15 protein-coding genes and 1 pseudogene (1 of these 16 cut by a window edge) are annotated in these 17,217 nt (G+C 42.0%); 8 read left to right on the plus strand and 8 right to left on the minus strand.

What is annotated here, in order from left to right; all coding sequences use genetic code 11:
- From LEP1GSC062_RS16260 to hisF, 4 genes and pseudogenes are all read left to right on the plus strand, one after another.
- Positions 1–448 carry the end of an undecaprenyl-phosphate glucose phosphotransferase gene (locus LEP1GSC062_RS16260; protein WP_020984871.1) on the plus strand. The gene continues 968 nt to the left of window position 1, outside the view, so the window shows 448 of its 1,416 coding nt (coding positions 969–1,416); its start codon lies beyond the left edge, outside the window; its stop codon occupies positions 446–448.
- A gap of 27 nt (positions 449–475) precedes the next feature.
- Positions 476–766 carry an Asp-tRNA(Asn)/Glu-tRNA(Gln) amidotransferase subunit GatC gene (gene gatC, locus LEP1GSC062_RS16265; protein WP_002747825.1) on the plus strand — a complete coding sequence of 97 codons (291 nt, stop codon included), beginning with the start codon at positions 476–478 and terminating at the stop codon, positions 764–766.
- Positions 763–2,225: pseudogene (gatA, locus tag LEP1GSC062_RS16275) on the plus strand (Asp-tRNA(Asn)/Glu-tRNA(Gln) amidotransferase subunit GatA). Before gatC ends, gatA begins: the two are co-directional and overlap by 4 nt.
- Complete coding sequence (gene hisF / locus LEP1GSC062_RS16280) at positions 2,222–2,992, plus strand: imidazole glycerol phosphate synthase subunit HisF (protein ID WP_010578875.1); 771 nt, start codon at positions 2,222–2,224, stop codon at positions 2,990–2,992. Before gatA ends, hisF begins: the two are co-directional and overlap by 4 nt.
- A 134-nt stretch (positions 2,993–3,126) precedes the next feature.
- Here hisF and LEP1GSC062_RS16285 read toward each other — a convergent pair whose 3' ends face one another.
- The 7 genes from LEP1GSC062_RS16285 to folD form a co-directional block, all read right to left on the minus strand.
- Positions 3,127–4,236, minus strand: a complete 1,110-nt coding sequence (locus LEP1GSC062_RS16285) for an esterase/lipase family protein (protein WP_010578876.1) — start codon at positions 4,234–4,236, stop codon at positions 3,127–3,129.
- A gap of 489 nt (positions 4,237–4,725) precedes the next feature.
- Positions 4,726–5,151, minus strand: coding sequence for a hypothetical protein (locus tag LEP1GSC062_RS23365; protein ID WP_020984984.1), 426 nt, complete (start codon positions 5,149–5,151; stop codon positions 4,726–4,728).
- A gap of 513 nt (positions 5,152–5,664) precedes the next feature.
- The gene (locus LEP1GSC062_RS16295) at positions 5,665–6,810 is read right to left on the minus strand and encodes an esterase/lipase family protein (protein ID WP_170875510.1); all 1,146 of its coding nucleotides are present in this window, start codon (positions 6,808–6,810) and stop codon (positions 5,665–5,667) included.
- 109 nt (positions 6,811–6,919) lie between these two features.
- Complete coding sequence (gene rlmB / locus LEP1GSC062_RS16300) at positions 6,920–7,681, minus strand: 23S rRNA (guanosine(2251)-2'-O)-methyltransferase RlmB (protein ID WP_039942420.1); 762 nt, start codon at positions 7,679–7,681, stop codon at positions 6,920–6,922.
- On the minus strand, positions 7,666–9,084 hold the full coding sequence (cysS, locus tag LEP1GSC062_RS16305) for a cysteine--tRNA ligase (protein WP_010578880.1): 1,419 nt from the start codon (positions 9,082–9,084) through the stop codon (positions 7,666–7,668). Before cysS ends, rlmB begins: the two co-directional genes overlap by 16 nt.
- On the minus strand, positions 9,081–10,046 hold the full coding sequence (locus LEP1GSC062_RS16310) for an acetylxylan esterase (protein WP_010578881.1): 966 nt from the start codon (positions 10,044–10,046) through the stop codon (positions 9,081–9,083). Before LEP1GSC062_RS16310 ends, cysS begins: the two co-directional genes overlap by 4 nt.
- Before the next feature lie 15 nt (positions 10,047–10,061).
- Positions 10,062–10,916, minus strand: a complete 855-nt coding sequence (gene folD, locus LEP1GSC062_RS16315; RefSeq protein WP_010578882.1) for a bifunctional methylenetetrahydrofolate dehydrogenase/methenyltetrahydrofolate cyclohydrolase FolD — start codon at positions 10,914–10,916, stop codon at positions 10,062–10,064.
- A gap of 81 nt (positions 10,917–10,997) precedes the next feature.
- Here folD and asnS point away from each other — a divergent pair, with 81 nt between their 5' ends.
- The 4 genes from asnS (at position 10,998) to LEP1GSC062_RS25040 (ending at position 14,233) form a co-directional block, all read left to right on the plus strand.
- Positions 10,998–12,305 (plus strand): asparagine--tRNA ligase, encoded by a 1,308-nt coding sequence (gene asnS / locus LEP1GSC062_RS16320; protein WP_010578883.1) that lies wholly within the window; start codon positions 10,998–11,000, stop codon positions 12,303–12,305.
- A gap of 54 nt (positions 12,306–12,359) precedes the next feature.
- Positions 12,360–13,151 carry a tetratricopeptide repeat protein gene (locus LEP1GSC062_RS16325; protein ID WP_010578884.1) on the plus strand — a complete coding sequence of 264 codons (792 nt, stop codon included), beginning with the start codon at positions 12,360–12,362 and terminating at the stop codon, positions 13,149–13,151.
- A 402-nt stretch (positions 13,152–13,553) separates the two neighbouring features.
- A complete protein-coding gene (locus LEP1GSC062_RS25035; RefSeq protein ID WP_020984900.1) occupies positions 13,554–13,931 on the plus strand; it encodes a hypothetical protein in 378 nt (125 codons plus the stop codon).
- 59 nt (positions 13,932–13,990) lie between these two features.
- A complete protein-coding gene (locus LEP1GSC062_RS25040; RefSeq protein ID WP_020984890.1) occupies positions 13,991–14,233 on the plus strand; it encodes a hypothetical protein in 243 nt (80 codons plus the stop codon).
- Positions 14,234–14,734: 501 nt separating this feature from the next.
- Here LEP1GSC062_RS25040 and LEP1GSC062_RS16335 read toward each other — a convergent pair.
- Complete coding sequence (locus LEP1GSC062_RS16335; protein WP_010578885.1) at positions 14,735–16,492, minus strand: acyl-CoA dehydrogenase family protein; 1,758 nt, start codon at positions 16,490–16,492, stop codon at positions 14,735–14,737.
- Positions 16,493–17,217: the final 725 nt, after the last annotated feature.

The raw sequence follows: 17,217 nt of genomic DNA on the forward strand, positions 1-17,217 counted from the left end.
AAGAGTGGGATTGGACAATAGAAAGTTCGAGATGATCAAATTTCGAACCATGGTCGTTCAGGCAAAGAGTCAATCCGAAACGACTTGGACGGTTCAAAACGATCCTAGAGTCACGAGCGTGGGAAAAATTCTTCGAAAACTTTCCTTAGATGAAACTCCTCAGTTTTTCAACGTACTTTTCGGAGATATGTCCGTTGTGGGGCCGAGACCGGAACGTCCTCATTTTGTGGAAAAGTTTAAAAACGATCACAGACATTATATGAGAAGACATGCCGTTAAAGCCGGAATAACGGGGCTTGCTCAGATAAAAGGACTTCGAGGGGACACTTCGATCGACGATCGGATTGCGGCCGACATCTATTACATAGAAAACTGGTCTCTTTGGCTCGACCTCAAGATTATTCTACTGACTCCTTTTAAAGGAATCATGGACAAAAACGCATACTAAAACAACTTTGGACGCAAGGGGAGAATCATGAACCTGAACGAAGATTCTTTGCAAAAAATCGCCGAACTCTCGCGTTTGAAAATCCGCCCTGAGGAAAAAGAAGCAACTCTTCGGGACTTCAACAAGATTTTGGAATACGTGGATCAAGTAAAAGGCCTGGACGTAAGTTCGATCGGAGACGACGAGATTTACTTTCGGCATGAGAATGCGATTCGTCCGGATCTTACGGGTCAACATCTTTCCCGGGAAGAAATCGAAAAGTTCGCGCCTTCCTTTCAAAACGGATATTTCGTCGTCCCTAAGGTGATCGAAACATGAACGAAATATTAAAAAAATCTTATACTGAGCTCAAATCCTCCTTAAGCTCGGGAAAAATTTCCGCGACTGAACTTGCAAAGGCTTGTATCGAAAGAATTAAGGAAGTGGACGGGTCCGTAAAAGCTTTTCTTTCTTTGGACGAAAAAAAATTCTGGATGCCGCTTCGGAAAGCGACGCGCGCAGAAAGTCGGGTAAATCTCTTTCCGAATTCGACGGAATGCCGGTCGCGATCAAAGACAATATTTGTATTCAAGACTCGATCACTTCCTGCGCCTCAAAAATATTAGAAAATTATAAATCTCCGTTTCATGCGACCGTGATCGAAAAACTGATCGCAAAGGGATTCGTGCTGATTCCGAGAGCGAATATGGACGAGTTCGCGATGGGAAGTTCCACGGAAAATTCCGCGTTTCAGACGACTCGAAATCCTTTCGACTTGGAGAGAATTCCGGGCGGTTCAAGCGGCGGCTCGGCGGCGGCAGTTGCGGCTTCGATGGTTCCATTGGCTCTCGGTTCCGACACGGGAGGATCGGTTCGTCAACCAGCTTCTCTTTGCGGACTATACGGTCTTAAACCTACTTATGGAACCGTTTCCCGTTACGGATTGGTAGCCTATGCTTCCAGTCTCGATCAGATCGGACCTTTTTCGAAAGAGCTACAAGGTTGCATCGATCTGTATTCGGTGATTTCCGGAAAAGACGAAAGAGATTCTACATCTCTTGGCCGTCCAGGTTTTTCCGTTTCCGAGGTTCTGGCACCCGATTTCAAAGGATTAAAAATCGGTATGATCAAAATGACTCCGGAGATACAACCCGAAGTCGCAAAGGCTTATGAAAAAGTCCTAAATCAATTGAAGGAGAAGGGGGCTACGTTAGTTGAACTTGATTTTTCCAAATTCGATTTTGCGATTCCGATCTATTACATCATTGCTACGGCGGAATGTTCTTCCAATCTTTCCCGTTTTGACGGGATTCGTTTCGGATCTAGAAAAGACAAAACCGGAAAACTCGAAGACCTTTTTGTGGATTCTAGAACGACAGGATTTGGTTCTGAAGTAAAACGAAGAATTTTACTCGGGACCTTTTCCCTTTCCGCGGGCTACTACGACGCGTATTACGGAACCGCGCAAAAGGCGAGGGTACTCATTCGTAAAGAATACGACTCGTTTTTCTCCAAAGTCGATTTTATCTTACAACCTACTTCTCCGACGACTGCTTTTAAGGTAGGAGAAAAAACGAAAGACCCGATTCAAATGTATAAGGCGGATATCTGGACCACGAGCGTGAATCTGGCGGGAATTCCCGCGATCAGTGTTCCGATGGGAACTGACGAGAAGGGACTTCCGATCGGACTGCAGATCACCGCTCCTCATTTCCAAGAAGGAAAACTTTTCGGAGCGGCTCAGGCTGTTAGCACATTGGAAAATTTGAATATTCAATTTCCGGAAAATATTGGATGAGCAATTTAACGGCAAGAGTTATCCCCTGTCTGGACATCAAGGATGGACGGGTAGTAAAGGGGGTGAACTTTGTCAACCTTGTGGATGCAGGTGATCCGGTGGAATCCGCTGCGATCTACGAGGAGAACTTAGCAGACGAACTCTGTTTTTTGGATATCACTGCCTCTTCCGACCGAAGAGAGATTCTACTGCATCTTGTGGAAAGAATCGCCGAAAAAATTTTTATTCCTTTTACGGTAGGAGGCGGAATCCGATCCGTAGCCGATGTCAAAGCTGTTTTGGAAAAAGGAGCGGATAAGGTTTCGATCAACACCGCTGCTTTTCAGAATCCGGAACTTCTAACGTATTCGTCCGAAATATATGGATCCCAATGTATCGTCTGCGCGATCGATGTGAAGTTTCGGAAAGAAAGGGATCGATACGAGATCTTCTTGCACGGAGGAAGAACGGAAACCGGAAGAGAGGCACTTGATTGGGCTCGGGAAGCTGTCGAAAGAGGAGCTGGTGAAATTTTACTTACGTCTATGGATCGGGACGGAACTAGAAACGGATTCGATATCAATCTTCTGAAAAGTTTTTCCTCGTCCCTTGAAATACCAATCATCGCTTCCGGTGGAGCGGGAAATCCGGAACACATGGTGGAAGCGATCTTAAGAGGAAAGGCAGACGCGGTTCTTGCGGCTTCCATATTTCATTTCGGAGAATATTCCATCCGCGAAACAAAAAGAGCCATGCAGGAAATGGGAATTTCCGTACGACTGGATTGAAGGAATGTTTATTTATCATTAAAAATTCATACTTTGAAAGTAACTTTTCAGTTGTGTCTCTTTTGAACGTATCTTTTTCAAGTACAAATGAGTTCCTACAATTTTAGAAAATTCGAATATTCCTGTTTTGTTTGTTATAAAGCGTTAATGACTGTTAGAACCTCTTCGAAGTATGCGTTTCTGGAAGCTGTGCTTGGGTGACTGCTAAACGATAGTTGGTAGTGATCCAAATCCTTAACGAGTTGTCTCTCGGCCGGTAATTTTGAAGACATCTTTGCACTTGTGGTAGTTACCATTCCGTCGTTTTTGCCCGCAAAACTAGGATTTCCGCTTTTCAAAAGATCGCAACCGATGATGAACACCGATCCCGAACCCGGATGTCCTTTACAAACACTCATTTCTCCGTAAAATGCGGTGATTCGCGAATCCTTAGAAGATTCTGCAAGAAGTTGTTCTAAATATGAGTTTGAAGCACCCACGATAATTTCGTTATCCGGGACCTGATACGATGTGCCTAACGCGTTTGTGTAAGCAAGATCCCTTCCACCCGCGGTTCCGGTCACAAAACCGATTAATTCCCCTAACGTTCCAAATTCTCCCTGATAACTAGAAGAGGCAAAAGGAGAACCCAAATACGGAGCGCCTAGGCTGACCATGAAATCGATCACGTCATTCGTGTTTTTGGGATGATAAAGGGCAGATCTACCGACAAGCCCACCCATGGAATGGGCGAGCAGAATTACCTTGTCGTCCGGAGTAAACACGGCGTTTAGTTTTTCAAGAAGTCTTCTGGCGTTATTTCCCACGTAGTCCGAGGTTCGATACGTGAAAACATAAAGTTCGTAAGAGGTTTGAACTCCGGAAATATTTTGAGAATACATTTCCAAGGCGTCGTCCCAAATTTTTCTGATATTTTCAACTTTCTTAGCTTTGCTTGTTGGGGGTTGAAAATTTCTTTCCTCGAAGTCCCAGCCGTGGATCAAAATGATTTTAGGCTTGTCTATTTTTAAATGCGGAGCGGCAATCACGAATTGATCCAACGTGAAACTACTTCTCGAAACAATTGAAGAGATCGAAACGAATTTGTAGAGTTCGTGATTCAGTTCGTCCCAAAACACGATTCCAAAATTTTTCAAAAATTCCTGCGTCGCTTTTTTTCCTTCGGTCTGATTTTTACAGAAGAAGAACTGGCCGAAACAAAGAAGAATCAAAAAAAGTCTACAAAAGAGTCGAGTTGGTTTCATATTCTTCTCACGATAAAACGAAGAGAAATGAGAAATGCAAGTGAAAATTTCTGAAATCAATCTGATTTTGGAAATTTAATTTGAATATAAGGTTCTATACTTAAGTATATTATGATTATTATATGTATTACTTAAGTTATTTTCGAAAGGAATTTGATTCGAAAGGGCATGCGATTACATTTGGCGAAGAGGGATTCTTTTTATATTTTATGTTCAGATGTTTTGGAAATATTAACTGTATAGGTTGTATCCGTATTGTTCAGCCCTGCAAAAGAAGGCTATTCTTTCTTGAAGTATAATCTATTATCATTTCTATTTCTAATTTGATACTTATTTTTGTTGAAGTGAGTGATTCTGAAAAACGTTTCGAATTCTTTTTTTGTCTTTAAAATGTTTTATCGACTACAATCCGACCTCGAATCCTGGAACTCTATGTTGAAATTGCAAGTTTAAAGATTCTTGGGAGAAGAGAGAATTTAGATAGAAAGATTATTTCCTTTTTTCTTGGAAGTTTTCTTTTTGGGGCGCGCCTGAGAAACTCAGGCACAACGCTTCCTTATCTTTATCGTTCCCAGGAAAAAATGATCTTTCAAGATCGCGATTCTTAAGAAAAACAAGAGCGTGTTCGATCAGGTCGTCGAGTTCCTCCGTTTCTTTGTCGGATTCGATATAATCGAAAGAAAGATGGGCAAGTTCGCAGCGTAGATAGTTCGTTAGCTTTTCTTGAGAGGTGTCCCGAAGAGAGAATTCGTGTAACCAATCTTTGAGGATCTTTTCTCCGGATTTGAAATTTATTTCCGGCTGAGCCGATTTTTCTATTCTACTGATTTCTTCGTCGAGTTTCCGGAGAACAAATGAATCATCTTCTTTGAAATTTCCATCGAGAATATTGTCTTCGATACGCCTTGCGTCCAATTTTTGGAAAAGAACAAAAGTCGCTCATATTGTTAGAATCTCCTGAAATTATGGAATAGAAATTGGTTATAATTTGTTGCAAGGATTCTTCCTGCAAGAAAAAGCTAAAATCCCCGAGTCGAGTGATTCAGCCACAATGCTATTCGGATAAAATCGACAAGATCAAATTTTTGAATTCGATACTTTCTCACATAAATAACGTGAGCAGGGTCGTAAGAAATCCATGATTTATCTTTCTGTAGGAAATTGGAATCTGAACTTTGTAAATCTATTCTTAAAATGTGGAACTACAACAAATCGTGATTTTACGAACAAATTCTAAAAGTAGGGATTTCTACTTTTAGAAAATTCTTTCTCATTTTTCTTACGCCGAACTCATGTTAAATAGAAAAAGTTGGTGGAATTCTTTAGAAAATCCTGTTAAAGATTGTGGAACAGAACGAAATTGAAGGATCTTAGAATATTATAAAAATTGAAACTATAGAACGAATGAGACTGCCGTTGTAAACATTTCTACTGCGTGTTGATGACGGTCAAAACCTCGCTGAAATAGGCATTCCTGGAAATCGTATTCACATGATTTCGGAACGAAAGTTGCGCATGATCAAAATCCTTAGAGAATTGTTTTGTTACCGGTAATTTGGAGGACATCTTAGCACTTGTAGAACTTACGATTCCATCGCTTTTGTTCGCAAAACTCGGATTTCCGTCCGATAAAAAACCGCAACCGATTGTATAAATTGCGTCCGAGCCTGGATGGTTGTTACAAACGCTCATTTCGCCGTAAAAGGCGATCACTTTCGAATCTTTGGAAGATTCCTGAAGGAGTCGTTCCAGATACGGATTAGAAGCTCCGTTTATGTACTCGTTCGGAATTGGGACCTGATACGATGTGCCTAACGCATTTGTATAAGCGAGATCTTTTCCACCTTCGCTTCCGGTCATAAACGCGATTAGGTCGCCTAACTTTCCGAAGCTGCCTTGGTAACTGCGGGAGGCGAAAGGAGAGCCCAAATAAGGAGTTCCCAGAGTTACGATCAGGTCGATCACGTCATTCGTGTTGTTTGTATGGTAAAGGGCGGATCTACCGACAAGTCCACCCATGGAATGAGCGAGCAAAATCACCTTGTCGTCCGGAGTAAACACTGCGTTTAGTTTATCGATGAGTCTTTTTCCATTGTTTTCCACGTAGTCTGAAGTTCGATACGTAAAAACATAAAGTTCATGAGAGGTTTGAACCCCGGAAATATTCTGAGAATACATTTCCAAAACGTCGTCCCAGGTTTCTCTCAGATTCGTTACCTTTTTGAATTTATCCGTAGGGGCTTGGGTATTATTTTCTTTAAAATCCCAGCCGTGGATCAAAATGATTTTGGGTTTGTTTTCTTTCAACTCGGGAGTTCCGATCGCGAACTGGTCCGCATTGAATTGACTTTTTAAAGTGAAAAAAGGAATCGGAACGAACTTATAGAGTTCATGATTGAATTCTCCCCAAAATAAGAAGGTCAAAGTTTGCAGGATTTCTTCCGATATATTTTTCTTTTTGGTTAGGTTCAGTTTTTCCTTGAGTTTATTCCAAGATAAATTGGCGCACGAAGTGAATAAGCTAAGGCAAAGAAAGAGTCCGAAAAATTTAGGGAGGATTTGAAATAATTTCATATCCTTCAAAGAAAAACGAAAGATTGAAAAATGCAAGAGATAATTCTTAAAGGATCAAAAGAGATTACGGAAGGAAAACGGGAAACGAAGTTTCAAAAAATCGAATGCTTCATTTACGATTTACGATTCGATCCAAAACGATTCCAGTTGCAACCGTGACGTTTAAGGAGGAAAGATTTCCGTGCATGGGAATTCGAAGGACAAAGTCCGATTTTTCCAACAGGATTCTTTTGACTCCTTCTCCTTCGTTACCCATGAGGATTACAAGCTCTTTGAGTTCCGGAAGTTTGGACCAGTTTTCTGTTCCTCGGTCGCTCGTGGACACGATCCAATAGCCGTTTTCTTTTAAGAGTTCCAGAGTGTTCGCAAGATTTTTAACCGTGAAAATTTTTAGAAACGAAAGTGCGCCCGAAGAAACTTTCTCTACTACAGGAGTGATCCCCGCCGATTCCCTTTCGGGGAGAATGATGTTCGTAATTCCGAAACACTCTGCGGTTCTCAGAATATTTCCTAAGTTTCCCGGATCTTGGATCCGATCCAAAATGAGAAAGGCTCCCGGTTTTTCAGAGAGATATTCTTCCAGATTTTTTTTGTCGGAAATTTGTTGTCTGGAAAAACTTTTGAGAGCGACTACTCCTTGGTGATTTTTTCCCGGAACGAGTGAGTCCAGTTTTGAACCGGAAATCCTATGAACTTTTACAAAGGAAGGAAGTCGGTTTAATATTTTTTCGACGATATCTGTTCCCGGATTTTCTTTTACATACAAATCGGTAAAGGGAAAAGAATGTTCCTTTCCTATATGGGCCTCCGTAAGTTCGATAAGAGTCCGTTTTCCAAAGATGTATTCCGGTCTGGCTATTTTCTCCTCCAGCGGATTCCGTCTTTCGTGTCCTCAATCAGAATTCCTTGGGCTAAAAGTTGATCTCGAATCGCGTCGGAACGCGCAAAGTTCTTATTCTTTCTTGCCGTTTGTCTTTCTTCGATAAGGGAATCTATTTCTGAATCGATTAGAAGATTCTTTGGGGATTCGAAGTTTAGAATTCCGAAAATACGATTATAATATGCAAGAATTTGAATGAATTCGATTCTTTGTTTGGAATCCGTTCGATTTGTATCGAGTAAAGAATTGATCTGCTTCAGGGATTCAAAGACGACCGCCAAGGCCTTGGAAATGTTTAGGTCGTCGGCCAAAGATTCCTCGAATTCTTTTTTCCAAGCTTGAGTAAGTGAAAAGGTGAATGCGAAAATAGAATCGATTTTCACATCCGGTTCCAAATCCAAAAGACGATCCAAACAATTCTGAATTTTGCGGATGTTTGCGGAAGCTTCTGCGATTCGGTCGGTGGAAAAATTCAGCTTAGAACGATAATGGGCCGAAATCAAAAGAAAACGAATGGCTTTCGGATCCAGGCCTTGTTGGACGAGATCCCGTAATGTGTAAAAGTTTCCTTTGCTCTTGGACATCTTTTGTCCTTCTACCAGCAGATGTTCGGAGTGAAGCCAGGTTCTCACAAAAGATTCTTCAGGAAAGGCCCCTTCGGATTGTGCCACTTCGTTTTCGTGGTGCGGAAACAAAAGATCGACTCCGCCCGTATGAATGTCCACTCCGCTTCCGTAAATCTTGCGGATCATCGCGGAACATTCCAAATGCCAGCCCGGTCTGCCGGTACCGACTGACGTTTTCCAAGAGGCTTCCCCTTTCAGTTTTGGGCTTTTCCAAAGAACGAAGTCTCTCACATCTTCCTTTTCATATTCGTCTGTGTCGTAGCGGGTTCCGGTTTTCATTCCGGACGTATCGATCTTGCTGAGTTTTCCGTAGCCTTTGAACTTTTGGATGGAGAAATAAAGGTTCCCGTCTTTTTCATAAACGAGTCCTTGATTCTGCAATCTTTGGATGATCTCGATCATCTCCGGAATCGAATCCGTGGCTTTGGGGTAATGTTCTAAAAATTCGGCGGAAACGGTTTTTAGATCTTCGAAGAAGGCTTCCGTCCAAGGGGTCGTAAATTCTTGGATGCTTTTTTGAGAGGAGATGGAATCGCGGATGATCTTGTCGTCGATATCCGTGATGTTCATCGTCATATCCACGCCGTATCCCAAAAGTTTGAGGGATCTACGCAGGACGTCTACGAAAAGAAACGCGCGTAGGTTTCCTATATGTGCGAAATTATAAACCGTAGGACCGCAGGAATAAACGGTCACTCGGTGTGGATTTGCGGGGGAGAATTTTTCTTTTTTACCCGAAAGGGAATTGTAAAACTGGACCTCTATCATTCGGGAAAGAAAATTTCCCTCACAAATTCTAGATTAGCTCCGTTCTGTTTATCATCTTTTAAGCCGGCTTCGTTCCCTTCTGTGGGATAAACTTGCATTCTTTTGTCGCAACTCAGATGATTGAAGAATGCGAATACGGATTTGGGATGTGAGATCTTATCGTCCATCCCGACGGAAACCAGGGTCGGAACCTTAATCTTTTTGGAGAAGTTTATACTATCATAATATGCTAAACTTTTCTTCATCGCTGTTTTTTTGGTTTTGGAGCTGTTCAGTTGGGCGGTCAGCTCCTTCATCCAACTTCTTTCGAGTTTGAGTTGAAGATCGTCTATATGACAGAAGTTAGGAGTTTCTAAGATCAAACCTTTGATCCGGTTCGTATAAGCCGCGCCGAAAACGGCAAGAGAGGCTCCCATGGATTTTCCGAAGAGAATGATCTTATCTCCGTCGATTCCGTCGGTGAGTCTTAAAAATTCAATAGTGCGAATCACGTCCAAATACAATCCTTTCATGTAGAAAGAATCCTTTCCGTCCAAACCTTTGGTGAAATAACCGGGAGTCCAATCCGGGTCGGGGATTTCCCCTTCTTTGAGCGGAGGGCGAACCAATTGAGAACCATGGCCTCTGAGATTGAGGATGAGCTGAGCGACTCCGTTTTCAGTAAGTCCTTTGATAATTGCGGGTCTGTCTATTCCGTAGTCGTGAAAATAAACTACCACTGGAAGATCTCCTCGTTTTCGAGGGATTACGAGAGTTCCGGTCAAGGTCGCATTCTGCCAGGATTGAAAGGAAATATCATAGATGGTTTCCTTGATAATCGAGCCTTTGAGGAGAGCTTTGGATTGTTTTTTAATTGGAAAGTTTTTTAAATCCCGGATTGCCTCGGACCAAAATTCGTCGAGGTTGGTAGGGCTGTGAAGCTCCGGATAAGTTTGAAAGCATTCGTCAAAACTGATCGCCATCTGGAAACATCGTTTTCACTTAACCGGTGGTGTAAAGTGTTCTTTTGAGGAATAAAGGGTTTGTAAGAGAAGTACCGCAATTGTCATCGGACCAACTCCTCCCGGAACCGGAGTGTAAAAGGAGGAATGATTTTTTGCCTTGGAAATTTCAATATCTCCCACGTTCCCTGGGTTGTAACCCGCATCCAAAAGAACCGCACCTTTGGAAATCCAATCGGCCTTGATGAACTCCGGTTTACCGACTGCTCCGACGACGATGTCCGCCTTACGAACGATCTCCGGAAGATTTTGGGTTTTGGAATGACAAAGTGTGACGGTCGCGTTCATTTCCGTGAGGAGCATTGCCATCGGTTTTCCCAAAATTGGAGAACGTCCTACGACAACCGCATTTTTTCCCGAAACATTGATGCCGTGTTCTTTCAGTAAAAGAACCATACCGTAGGGAGTACAAGGAAGATAGGTTTCCACTCCCATAGAAAGTTTTCCGAAAGAAAGAGTGGTGACTCCGTCCACGTCTTTGCGAAAAGAAATCCGGTCAAACGCTGCTCTTTCGTCGATTTGAGAGGGAGAAGGATGTTGGAGTAGGATCCCGTCAATGTTCGGGTCTGCGTTGAGTTTGTCTATGACTGAGAGCAATTCTTCCGTCGTGGTTTGTTCTCCCAATCGGATCATTTCCGAACCCATCCCCACGCCATGGCAGGCTTTGATTTTCATCGAAACATAGGTTTCGGAAGCGGGGTTGTTACCGACTAAGATCGTCGCGAGTTTTGGAATTCTAAGATTTTTTGTTTTTCGCTCTTCGATTTCACAGCGAATTTCATTTCTGATTTTTTCGGAGAGTTTTTTTCCATCTAAGAGAACCGGAGTCATACTTCTCAGGATTTAAGGAACCTCTTCTCTGTCAGGTAAAAAATATCCTTTTCGGTGAAACCGAAAGCGTAAAATGAGTCCATGTCTGAAACACCAATCGTCAGTAATCATGATTTAGAAAAACACGTAGATCGTAAAGTTGTCGTCCAAGGTTGGGTGCACGGAATCAGAGGAAGCAACGCGAGGCAGTTCATCTCGCTTAGAAACAGTGGAAGAATTTTACAGGTTCTCGCGGAAAAGGAAATATTAGGTGAAGAAGTTTTTCAAACTGTAAAACATCTCCGTCAGGAAACTTCCGTATCGGTCGAGGGAGCTTTGGTGAAAAACGAAAAATCACCGATCGGATTCGAACTTGTAATGGATCAGATTCGAATTATCGGGGAATCCGAAAATTATCCGATCACTCCGAAAGAACACGGGATCGATTTTCTAATCTCTCAGAGACATCTCTGGTTGCGTTCTTCCAAACAATTGGCTATCCTTCGGGTAAGAGACAATCTTTCCTTTGCGATCCGTAAATACTTCCACGAACGGGATTTTCTTTTGATCGATACACCGATTCTTACCGGGTCCGTAGGAGAAAGTGCCGGAACCTTATTTTCCACGGAATACTTCGATCTTGGAAATGCGTATCTCGCTCAGACGGGACAGCTCTATTTGGAAACGGCGATTTTTGCGCATAACAAAGTATTTTGTTACGGGCCGACTTTCCGAGCGGAAAAGAGTAAAACGAGAAGACATCTGACCGAGTTCTGGATGGTGGAAGCGGAGGTTGCATTTGCCGCTCATGCTGACAATTTAAAACTGCAGGAAGACTTCGTGAAAACCGTCATCAAGGAAACCGTACAGAATTCTTTACAAGATTTGAAAGTGTTGGAAAGAGATCCGACTCCATTGCTTGCGTACCTGGAAAAGGATTTTCCAGTGATCGATTATACAAAGGCGTTAGAAATTTTGAAACTTAAGGGAGAGGATATCGTTTGGGGAGATGATATCAATTCCGAAAGGGAGCAGATGCTTACAATGGAATTCGGAGGTCCGATTTTCATCCAAAAATATCCGAGAGAAGCAAAGGCGTTTTATATGAAGGTGAACCCGGATAATCCAAAGACAGTTTTAAACGCGGACTTAATCGCGCCTGACGGAGTGGGGGAGATTATCGGAGGATCGGAAAGGGAGGAGAATTACGAGAACATCATTCATAGACTCAAGGAGGAAAAACTTCCCGTGGAATCTTATGATTGGTATTTGGATTTGAGAAAATACGGTTCGGTTCCTCATTCCGGTTTTGGACTCGGTTCGGAAAGGATGATCGCATGGATCTGCGGACTTCAACACGTTCGAGAGTGTATCCCGTTTCCAAGGATGATGGAAAGATTGTATCCCTGATTTTTTTCAAGTATTTTCTTTTGGCCCATCCGATAAGAAAAAGAGAGGTATCGTATGGGCCAGAATTTAGCAGTATCCAATCCGTCTTCCATTGAAGAAACCGCTTGGGAATTATTCGAAACGGGTTCTTACGAGGAAGTGATCGAGATCGCAAAAAAGAATCCGAATCACGCTTTTTTAAATCATCTGAGTGGGATTGCCGGATTTGAATCTGGTTCGGACTGCGAAATAAATTATTTTCTCAAAGGCTCTTCTGTGTTAACTCCGCTGTTGGAAGCTTATCTTCTCAAGGAAGCGGGAAAGCTAAGAGAGGCCGCAAAAAAGTTTCATTCATATTTTAAATCTTCTTCCGTTCCAATTGCGTATTCAACGCTTAGAACCGGGATTTTCGTAAGCGAAAGCGCAGTGGATTTCAAAACGGTCTTGGATTTAATTTCCATTTACAAGACCCGTTTCTCGGACGATTTCTTTTGTAAGGCGGAGTTCTTTTCCAACTATCATCTTAGAAATTACAAAGAAGCAATTCAAGTTTTTGCGGAGAATGCAAAGCGTCTTTCTGAGGAAAGAGACGTTATGGGTGCATTGGGACTTGCTCTTGTTTATATTGGAAAATTCGACGAAGCGAAATCTGTTCTAGAGAAAATTCCCGGATATGAGGAACTTCCTACTTTTGACGAAAAGAAAAAAGAATTCTCCGAAAGGATAGCGAATATTCCCAAAATGGAAGCGAAACGAAAATCCCTTTCTATGCAGGAATTGATCGATTTAGGATTTGCTTATCTTTTTTCGGAAAACTTTCAGAAGGCGGAAGAAGTTTTCAGAGAATTGGTTGCCGTTCACGGTTAAACGGTCTTCTTTCCTTTTTTATTCATCTCTACATAATAGAGTGTCTAAAATTCTGCGTCTAAACGTGGAATTTGCGTTCAAATTAACGGTACTCTATTTTACAAAGATCGGTAAGAATCTTGGAGCGTGTCAGCGTGGGGCTGAAGTAAGAAAAAAGTTCTCCGCTTCGCGTCTACTTCAAGTTCACGGAATCTCGTTTTCATTTTGCAACTTGCGGAAAGCGAAACGTTTAATGACAACGCGCCACTCGCGGGAAATGATTTTACATCTCTGAAAGAATCCCCAATTTTAGAATATGAATGTTCGAGTCTTTCGATTTAAGTTGTTGTATTTGATCTTTTCCCTTTTTTCGGTGGAATCGTATTATTTTTTTTGAATGCTTTCCTGTTTGTGCGAAAAGGCGTGCTCGCATCCTATAAACAATCTTTGTTTCAGAGAAACAAAATAGATTGGCCCTCCGATTGTGAATACTCGGCTCGTTCGAAGGATCTTGTTGCCGAGAAAACAAAACTTCCCGCGGAGGTTTGTACGGACGCGATCGATTCTCTACAAAACGAATCGCCTAAGGATTGCGAATACAACAATGTCGCGTTGGGTGAGGACGGTAAAATCGATTTGTATCGCTATCGGGATTTTTTGGGTAGGGCGCCGATTCGATTTTTTTCGCCGGGGAAGGGGGAGTTCTTAGGTGAATTGTTATGCGACACTACGCTTATAATGAAAATCGAATCTACTTTTTATATGACGAACGCACGATTCCCGCTAAAACGAAACTTTTAAAATTTATCGCGTATGAGTTTTTATCGAACCGAAACGGCGAAGTTTCGGAGAAAATTCGGATGAAACGGTTGAGAAGCGATCGCTGGATTCGGTATTATAAACCGGAAACGAAAGAATGGATTGCGTTTTTCAAGTTTCGAGGAATGGGTGATTGCGGAACGTATTTTCGGTATCAACCATCGGAGCAAAATCTTCCCGTTCTTGTCGAAATTCGCGCAAAATTGGAATGTGATGGAACTGAAGCCTATTCCGCGGACGAGGTTCCGACTACATGGAAACAATATGAAGTTCCGTTCGATTGAAAAGAGTGATAAGAAAGCGAATTCGGCGTAAGAAAACGAAAAAGAATTTTCTAAAGTAGAAATTCCTACAATTTCAGAATTTGTTCGTAAAATCGCGATTTGTTGTAGCTCCCACATTTTAAAAATAAATTTACAAAGTTCAAATTCCAACTTCCTACAGAAAAATAAATCATGGATTTCTTACGACCCTGCTTATTGTTACATTAAGAAGTTGAATCGGATTATAGGGACAATCTAAATTTTGTCGTAGTTCCTGATTCATAGCTTCGTTTCGCAATAAAGAATCATGAGAACTTCTTCGCCGTATTAACGAAGAACAAAAATAAGTCGGTCACTTATGGCAAACATGAGTGTTTACAGAATCGATTTGTATAAAATAACCTAAATCTTATCGTAAGACAGTGTTCGCAACTCGGGCGTTTATCAATGCTCCTTACCAATGATCGAACTTACGACGTTGAAATTGGTAAGGAGGCCTGCACGTTCGTACAGTTCTTGAGTTTAGGCGTATGTCAATTGAGATTGACGATTCTCAATTGTAATCCGATTGGAGAGAAGGATTGCCTTGGATTCCAAGTTATATTCTTTGGCGAGAATTTCCTTTTTTTCTTTGGCTTCTCCTTTTAGTCTCGAAGCGCCTCTTTCTAAAAGAAATCCGATTAAAACCCGCGCGGTGGACTGAACCACCTCGAAGGCGATCTCGTCTCTTGTGGAGGAATTTTCGATAGCGGAATAGGATTCTACGATTTTTTCAAGAGTTTCTCTATTTTCGTTTAACAAGGGGGAAACACTGATTTTGGAGAATTCCTCCTCGAAATACTGACGTAAGTGTCCTTTCGCAGACATGCCGGATACGATCCCACCAATGGCCGCTACGATTTGGAGTTGTGTGGTTCCTTCGTAGATATTTGTGATTCTCACGTCTCTGTAGATTCTGGAAATGTCGTAGTCGTAGGTAAATCCCGCCCCTCCGTGGATCTGAAGGCCGTCATACGCGATCTTATTTGCAGCTTCTGTAATATAATATTTCGATAGTGGAGTGAAAAGATTTGCCAGCTTTTCCCATTTGCGAATCGTTTCGTCCTTTTTGATATCACGTTCGTTGATACCTTTTTCCTTCATTCTTTCCGACTTCCAGTGATAAAGGTCGATGGAACGGGATGCTTCCAGCAGAACGGCTCTCATTCCCGCGATTTCGCGATCCATAAAAGAAAGCATTCTACGAACGGCGGGGATATTTTGGATTGTCTTTCCGAACTGTTCTCTTTCGGAAGCGTATTTCTTCGCTTCCATATAAGCCGCTGTCGCGATTCCCATTGCTTGAGAGGCGATCGAAAGTCTTGCACCGTTCATCATCGCCATGGAATAACGAATCAAGCCGTAACCTTCTTCTCCGATGAGAATTCCCGGAGAATTTTCATAGACTACTTCGCAAGTCGGAGAACAATGAAGTCCCATCTTCTTTTCGATTCCTGCGATAAAGACGTCGGAACTTTTTACCAAGAAGAAGGAAAGACCGCGGGCTCCGCTCGTGGGTGTTCCGGTTCTTGCGAGAGTTAGAATTGCCGCCGGAATATCGCCGAATCCGCAACCGTGTGTGATAAAACGTTTGGCCCCTGTGAGTCTCCAGACTCCGTTTTCATCTTTTACTGCTTTGGTTTGAAGATTTGGGAGATCCGATCCGTAGTTTGGTTCGGTCAAGGCCATTGCTCCGAAAATTTCTCCGTTTGCCATTTTAGGAACGTATTCTTTCACCATTTCTTTGGAACCGAAACGTTCTATGGTTTCTGCGAGATTGAGACATCCTAGAGCGATTGCAAAGGAGCCGTCCGCTCTGGAAAATACTTCCATCATCATGGTTTGAACGGTTGCAGGAATTCCGAGTCCTCCGTGTTTTCTTCCGATGCTGTAGGGGAGAATTCCAGCGTCTTTGACTTGATTGATTCCTTTGGCCATCGAATTTGGAAACGTGACCTTTCCGGAAGAATATTTCAAACCTTCTATATCCATATCCTTCGCAAGAGGTGCGATTTGTTTGCCCGCGATATCCCCTCCGGACTCTAAAATAGATTTATAATATTCTAATGCGTCTTCGTAAGATCCGGGCGCCATCGAGAGAGATTCTTTTCCGGTTTTTTGATATTCTTTATGATCCTCAAAATCCCCTTCGAAACCGTCTATAATTTCCTTCCAGTTTACGATGGATTGGAAGTTTTCCTGTAAGTCTTGATTTTCTAAAAAGTAATTATTCTCGATCATTTCAAATCCTTTATGAATTTTTATTCAAATGCGTTTTGGTTTCTTTACCACTCAGGATTTGCGTTGTGCTCATGGAAATCGAAATTCTTTTATCGAACGGCGTTTGGATAATCGAAATCGATTTATTTTTGAATTTTTTATCCGTAGGAAGTCTTCGACAGGGATTTCGATTTTGAGAGGTGAAACCTCTTCTTATTTTACTCCACAAATTCGGTTTCTTGCAAGAAGAATCGGTATGTTCGAATGGAAGATTCTCTATAAAAAAAGTAGCTGAAAGGATGCGATTGTTTGAAAAGTTTCAGCCGACAGGGGTATTGATCAATGAGGTTAAAAAAAGTCTTTCTAAGAGACTTTCAAAATGGCAGGGTTTTTTCTTTCAATTCTTAAGGGGCGCTCGATAAAACTCAGTGTTTTGCTTCCTATCATAACCTTACCCCAGAAATTAAGAAGGTTTTTGGGATCATAAGGATCAAAAACTGATATTTTTCAAGGGTTTAGTGATTAGAGGTTAGATTTTAGTGGATAGAACTTTACATATAATAAAACGCAAGTGTTCAGACAAGAATCCTATTTTTTACTTGCAAAAAGTATGATTTTCTGATAGAGAAAAATCTCCCGAGTCTTCCCGCCTATTTCGCGACCCGTAGAAAGCGAAATTGCCAGCGAACAGCGGAGCATTACCGAGCGATCCCTAGAGAGCGAGGTTGAGTTTTGTAAGCGGCTCT

The organism is Leptospira alexanderi serovar Manhao 3 str. L 60, from assembly GCF_000243815.2.
In the GTDB taxonomy this organism is placed as follows: Bacteria; Spirochaetota; Leptospiria; order Leptospirales; family Leptospiraceae; genus Leptospira; species Leptospira alexanderi.